This window comes from Dolichospermum planctonicum (assembly GCF_005402965.1).
Classification (GTDB): Bacteria; Cyanobacteriota; Cyanobacteriia; order Cyanobacteriales; family Nostocaceae; genus Dolichospermum; species Dolichospermum planctonicum.
The window spans coordinates 1-6,495 of record NZ_BJCF01000089.1 but is presented as its reverse complement, the minus strand read 5'-3'; the positions used below and the strand labels follow the sequence as shown (position 1 = coordinate 6,495).

Below are 6,495 nucleotides of genomic sequence, written 5' to 3'. Positions count from 1 at the left end.
GGCTACTATTTGGCTCATAAATATTTTGTTTTTCGGCTATTTTTTCCTTGTCAGCCCCCACAAGCGATTGTCTTGGAGTGATAGCTGAATTGTTTATAAACTTGTTCTGGAGTTAGGTATTTCATCTTGGGTTTAAATGCGATTAACCCAATTATACTACGTTATTCTGAGATTAAATGACCAGACCATGAATCATCTATTGAATAGTTGAATATAATAAGTCTTGATTAATTCCTCTACTCCCGCTACAGGGAAAATACTGGCATTCAACAGATATTTAATTAATCAATATTCTTCTTAAAGAGTCATATCATCTGATAAAATCAGAATAAATCAACCTTTATGGCGCTTATGGCAACCCTACTCAGTGAAATTAAATCACAGACTGGACTGGTAATCTCCTGGGAAGCCTTACCCGATGATTTTCAGTTAGAGGACGAACCAGTGGAAAATACAGGACAACCACTTTTAGCGGGGGCTTTGCGTGAAAGTTTAGAAATCAGTGGATTTATACAACCACAGATGTTAATTGCCGCCAATTTTGGGCTATGTGCCACATTAAATGGGCAATTTGTGGCTAAAGCACCAGATTGGGTATACATACCTTCAGTGAAAGAGATATTACCAGAAAGGAAAAGTTATACACCCAACTTAGAAGGGGATATACCGACAATAGTAATAGAGTTTTTATCAGATCAAGACGGTGGGGAATATTCAGTTAAACGTATCTATCCACCGGGAAAATGGTTTTTTTATGAACAAATTTTACAAATCACCACTTATATAATTTTTGAGCCAGAGGGGGGATTATTAGAATATTATCAATTGGAAAATGGACGTTATGAATTAAAGCAACCAGATGAGAATGGTCGTCATTGGGTTGATACCATGGGACTATTTTTAGGAACATGGAGAGGTGCAAAGGAAGGTCGTACTGGCTATTGGTTGCGATGGTGGGATAAAACAGGTAATTTGTTACCTTGGGCTGTAGAATTGATTCAACAGGAACGTCAACGGGCTGAACAAGAACACCAACGGGCTGAACAGGAACACCAACGGGCTGAACAAGAACACCAACGGGCTGAACAGGAACGTCAACGGGCTGAACAGGAACACCAACGGGCTGAACAAGAACGTCAGGAAAAAGAACGGCTAATAGCTTATTTGCGATCTCAGGGGATTGATCCTAATAACGTAAGTTGCTAAGTAGGTTGGCGTTAGAAATTGTTGTTATGACAAGGGAACAGGGAACTCTTAACTGGGAACAGAAAAGAGGCTTCGCCGTGAGCGTCAGCCGAACGGTTTCGGGCAACTTTACTTTTCGTTACTTATGTTGGTTTTTTTCCGTTCACCTATTTAGTTAGGCACAACGTCAGAATCAGGATGTCCAGGATTAAAGGATAAACAGGATGAAAACGGGATTTTATCACCAATTACCAATTACCAATTACCAATTACCCATTACCCATTACCTAAATTTTTTTAATTAATATATAGAAGCCAAAAACTGTAGCCAAAATATTTGGTAGCCACATTACATAAATTGAGATATTTTCTGATATAATCAAAGCATGAATAATCGCCTCAAATATTTTTATTAACCAGACAATTACTAAAGTAATTGTCAAACTATTATATTTAATTCTTGGTTGTAAATTAATTCCTATACCTGCACCCAAGAAAGCCAATACAGCACAGGAAGATGGTAGGGTAAATCTTTTTTGAAAATTAACTTGTAATTTGATTATATTCGGAATATCCCCGGCTTTTTTCGCAACTAACAATCGTTGATAAATTTGCAATATATTCATTTCTCTGTCATCTAATTTTTCCCTATCGAGTTGAAATTGTGAAGATATATGAGAAAGATCAAGAGGAATTTTATCAAATTTAATTCCCTGACCATAAGAACCATCTGGATTAATTATACTCTTGATACCGTCATAGAAATACCAATATTTTTCTCTTTGATTCCATTCAGCAAATTTAGATTTTATAATTACCTTTAATCCTTGGGTATCTCTAATTAATAAGGTAACTTCTTTCATTTTTCCATTGCTAAATCTTTCCGCGTAAAAGAGGTATTTAAGATAATTATTTTCATCTGATATTTGTTCATGATTCCTGTTAGCTAATTCCTTATAAACAATGTCATAATTTTTAATATACCATCTATTTATATTCATCGCTTTTTCTAAAGTAATAGCAGCTTGATAGTTAGAGACAGGAACAATAAATTCATTAACAATAAATAGGATTAATGAGAGAATAAGACTGAGATTAATAGCTGGATATATTAACTTATATAAACTTATTCCACAACTTTGTAAAGCAATAATTTCCCTGGTACTTGATAATTTATCATAAACGAATATTGTGGTCATTAAAATAGCAATTGGTACAGCAAAAACAATAAATTCAGGTAGTTTAAGAATGTGTAAATATATTAAAGTACCCAAAGATATTTGTTCCGTCAGGAGAAAACTACATTGCTCGAATGATATACCAATTGATTCCGCAACAACAGTAACAATAACAATGGTAAATAGTAAAATCGGGATAATTTCTGAGATTAAATAGTGATCTAGTAATGATATGTCAGGAAAAATATTTATTTTTTTCATTTATCATTTTGCAGGTTATGTAGTTACAGCAGTTGACGATATTTTGATATACAGATATTAGTGATAAAAATTTTGTGGTGCGCTTATTAATCTTATTTTTGTTTTTCGCAAACTTGGTTGAAGTTATTTTTAGAAATGTTGGGTTTCGCTGTCACTCTACCCAACCTACGACTTTAATTCCTGATAAAAGCAACTGCTTGATTATATGCTGCTTCAACCTCTGCATTGCAAACTTGAACCACAGAACCAAAAGGGTTTAAATTTATTGCTAGGGAAGTACACTGCGTAGCTAAATCCCTCCTTGCGGCTGTAATATCATTAATGGTTGTACTCTTAGTAATGGTTTGTGTATAATTTAATGAGGGAACACTAACAGTCAAAGTTTGAGGGGTAGTACCTCCACCTCCACTATTAGTACCTCCACTATTAGTACCTCCACTATTAGTACCTCCACCTCCACTAGAAGTATTACTTGATGTACCTCCACCACAGGAGGTAATCATTAAACCAGTGAGTAGAAATGCAAAAAGCCTGTGGGTTGAAAAGATTCTTAACATAAAGTAGTTATTACACCTAAATTTACTTATTTCATTGTAAATCTAGAAATCTCAACTCCTGTGTAAGTAATAACTATCTTTTGTTTATTTTATGATTAACTTATGGGAAAATAAATAACGTTGTCGGTATTTGTGCATTCGTTTTAGACAATTTAGACAGATAAGATACCCGTTTTGCACAAGTTTCATTCAAAAATGACCTGCAAACTACAGTAGTTACTGATATTCACAAAATACAGATATTAATTTTATTGAAAAGTCCAAATTTATTACCGACGAATACAAGTTTTAATTAATTCCTCCACTCCTGACACAGGGAAAATGCTGACATTTAATTGTTGAGATACTTCTTCAACCGTCATATCATCTAGAAATACTAGTTCCCCGTGTTTAAGCATAACACTAGGTAATAAAATTCCCTCTCCTAAATCTTGTCCTTTGAGGTTTAAAAGTAAATCATGTCCTGTTAATAAACCAGTCACACTGATACTTTGACCCCAATAATCACTACACAAAGCTTGCATATTTACCTCTAAACCCTCCACAGTGTTTAATTGCTGTAATAGTGGTTTAAATGCTGTTTCCACCGCATTACCGACGACCCAAGTTAATCTACGTCGGTGTGTAATTTTCGGTGGTAATAGTATTTTTGCAGTTTGGGTAAATTGTTTAATAAATAAGCGAATTGAACCCACACCATTATCAATTTGGGGGTACTCTTCATATTCAGCTTCCGTAGGTAATTCTTCCCCCGCAATTAAAAACCATTCATCAGCTAACCATACCACACTAGAAGCATATTTTTGGCGAAATTCCGCAGCTAGTAATTTAACTTGACAAATTACCTCCCTCGCTTTTTCCCGCGTTACAGGGATTAATTCATCTTCTTGGGGACGAAACCGCGTTAAACCCACGGGAACAACTGCTACTGATGCTACTGTTGGTAATTCTCCAGTATAAAAAGATGTGAGGTCTTTTAATGTCCTTTCGAGATGTTCACTGTCATTTATACCCGGACAAACAACGACTTGGGCATGAATTTGTAATCTTCGTTCTTGAAACCAGCGAATTTGTGATAAAATTTCACCAGCGCGGTGATTTTTTAAAAGTTTAATTCTTACCTCTGGTTCTGTGGAATGTACAGAAACATATAGAGGTGATAATCGCATTTGTTCAATTCTTTGCCATTCTTTAGCGGTTAAATTCGTTAAAGTCAGATAAGAACCATAGAGAAAGCTTAATCTATAATCATCATCTTTTAAATACAAGCTGGTGCGTTTACCCGGTGGTTGTTGATCAATAAAGCAAAAAGGACAACGGTTATTACACTGAATTAAACTATCAAATAAAGCTGTGGCAAATTCTACACCTAAATCATCATCATAATCTTTTTCAATTTCTACATGATGGGTTTTCCCTGTCGTATCTAAAACTTCTAATTCTAGAATTTCCTCAGCACATAAAAACTGATAATCAATTAAATCACGGGGTTTTATGCCATTAATACTAACAATCATATCACCAACCTCAAAGCCAATTTCGTCAGCAATTGAGTCAGGAAGCACCTTAGTAATTTTAGCAGGTTGAATAGTAGTCATGAGTCAGTGGTCAGTGGTCAGTGGTCAGTTGTCAGTTGTCAATTGACTAAATCTATATTATTCTAATAGTAGGGGAGTAGGAATTAATTTAAGACAAGTAAAATCTAAAATTTAATACCCAATTCCCAACTACCGTAAATATTCTAACAGAGTTATCCCGGCCAACCTGCGGCAATAGCTAATAAGATGGAAATACCAAAAGCCAATCTATACCAAACAAAAACCAAGGTATTTTTAGTTTGTAAGTATTTGATTAAAAAGGCAATTGATAAATAAGAGAAAATAAAGGTAGAAATGATACCAATAATTAAGAAAATCACAATATTATCTGGTAACTCATGAGCTTGGAACATTTTGAAGATTTTCAAACTTTTGTACAAAGTCGCAATTGTCAAAGTTGGAAATCCTAATAAAAATGAAAATTTCGCTGCTGCTTCCCTTTTTAACCCTAAAAATAAGCTTGTGGTTAAGGTTGAACCAGAACGGGAAACTCCCGGAACTAAAGCTAAAGTTTGTCCCAACCCTACCAAAATACCATCTCGAATCTCCAAAGCATCAAAACCCCGTTTCCGAGTCCCAATTTTTTCGGCTAAACCCAGTAAAAATGCCATAATAATTGACATGATCGCAATAATTAAGGAACTTTCTGGAATTACATCTTTGAAAACAAAACCAATTGTTAAAGCTGGAATTGTCCCCGCAGCAATTCCCACAACAATTTTCCAATCTTCCCTTTCCCAGTCTTTATTTTTAAAAGCTTTAATTGCACCTTTAACTAAACTAGAAATCACAGACCAAAAATACCATAAAATGGCAATTACACTACCAAATTGAATAGCATCAACAAAATCTTTATCACCAAGTTCTTTCCAACCAAATACTTTTGTAAAAATTATTAAATGTGCTGTACTACTAATTGGTAAAAACTCTGTAATTCCCTGGACAATACCTAGAATAAATGCCTGTATGATTCCTTGAACTAAATCAACTTGACTACTGACTGCTTCACTAGGTGATGTTATTTGTGATATTTGTAGCAAAATTATATTTATACTACTTGTTTCTAAGATTGTTGTCATTAACCAGACTCCTAAAATCAATGCGTAATTCTAGCAAACTATCCAACTTTACTTGGTTGTGGTCAGTCTTGTTAGACAAAATCTGATCAGAAAGGTAGATTGAGTTAACAGCAGAAAACCCAAGATCATAAATCCCCATGTTTAAATACCCAAAGTAACGCATCATTATTATTAAATAATTTTCATAAAACAAATTCAGAGTTGCGGAGATTTATTTTGGAAATAATAATCTTAGTAATTCAAAACTCTATATATATGGACGCACTATTTTCCACCAATAACATCATCATACCCGAAACTCAAAACACTGTCAAGCCCCCCGGCTGAAATTACCAAAACTCGTGAAATTATTGACAAAATTCTCAATAATCATGAGAATAGACCCCTGTTTATTGAGAAAAATCTTTTTTCCCAAAATCCTATAGAAATAACTTATATCCCTATAACAAAATATCCAAGTTATTTAATCAATCTTGTATTTCCAGAAGTTGCGGTTAATATTTTCCCTACTGCGGAGATTTATTTTGGAAATAATAATCTTAGTAATTCAAAACTCTATATATATGGACGCACTATTTTCCACCAATAACATCATCATACCCGAAACTCAAAACACTGTCAAGCCCCCCGGCTGAAA

5 protein-coding genes are annotated in these 6,495 nt (G+C 34.3%); 1 reads left to right on the top strand and 4 read right to left on the bottom strand.

Features of this window, described 5'->3' with window-relative positions; all coding sequences use genetic code 11:
- The first annotated feature begins 351 nt into the window (after positions 1-351).
- A complete protein-coding gene (locus FFO06_RS20405) occupies positions 352-1,206 on the top strand; it encodes a Uma2 family endonuclease (RefSeq protein WP_137909669.1) in 855 nt (284 codons plus the stop codon).
- Between the two features lie 266 nt (positions 1,207-1,472).
- On the opposite strand, the gene FFO06_RS20400 is transcribed toward FFO06_RS20405, so the two are convergent.
- The 4 genes from FFO06_RS20400 to FFO06_RS20385 all read right to left on the bottom strand — a co-directional run bounded on the left by FFO06_RS20400 (position 1,473) and on the right by FFO06_RS20385 (position 5,858).
- Positions 1,473-2,624, bottom strand: coding sequence for an LptF/LptG family permease (locus FFO06_RS20400; protein ID WP_137909668.1), 1,152 nt, complete (start codon positions 2,622-2,624; stop codon positions 1,473-1,475).
- 173 nt (positions 2,625-2,797) lie between these two features.
- A complete protein-coding gene (locus FFO06_RS21715) occupies positions 2,798-3,181 on the bottom strand; it encodes a hypothetical protein (protein WP_190371202.1) in 384 nt (127 codons plus the stop codon).
- A gap of 269 nt (positions 3,182-3,450) precedes the next feature.
- Positions 3,451-4,779, bottom strand: a complete 1,329-nt coding sequence (locus tag FFO06_RS20390) for a TIGR03279 family radical SAM protein (RefSeq protein ID WP_137909667.1) — start codon at positions 4,777-4,779, stop codon at positions 3,451-3,453.
- 152 nt (positions 4,780-4,931) lie between these two features.
- A complete protein-coding gene (locus FFO06_RS20385; RefSeq protein WP_137909666.1) occupies positions 4,932-5,858 on the bottom strand; it encodes an undecaprenyl-diphosphate phosphatase in 927 nt (308 codons plus the stop codon).
- Positions 5,859-6,495 lie beyond the last annotated feature (637 nt).

Coding starts and splice junctions, on each gene's coding strand:
- FFO06_RS20400 (WP_137909668.1), bottom strand. CDS start 2,624: ATGAAAAAAATAAATATTTTTCCTGACATATCATTACTAGATCACTAT.
- FFO06_RS20405 (WP_137909669.1), top strand. CDS start 352: ATGGCAACCCTACTCAGTGAAATTAAATCACAGACTGGACTGGTAATC.
- FFO06_RS21715 (WP_190371202.1), bottom strand. CDS start 3,181: ATGTTAAGAATCTTTTCAACCCACAGGCTTTTTGCATTTCTACTCACT.
- FFO06_RS20390 (WP_137909667.1), bottom strand. CDS start 4,779: ATGACTACTATTCAACCTGCTAAAATTACTAAGGTGCTTCCTGACTCA.
- FFO06_RS20385 (WP_137909666.1), bottom strand. CDS start 5,858: ATGACAACAATCTTAGAAACAAGTAGTATAAATATAATTTTGCTACAA.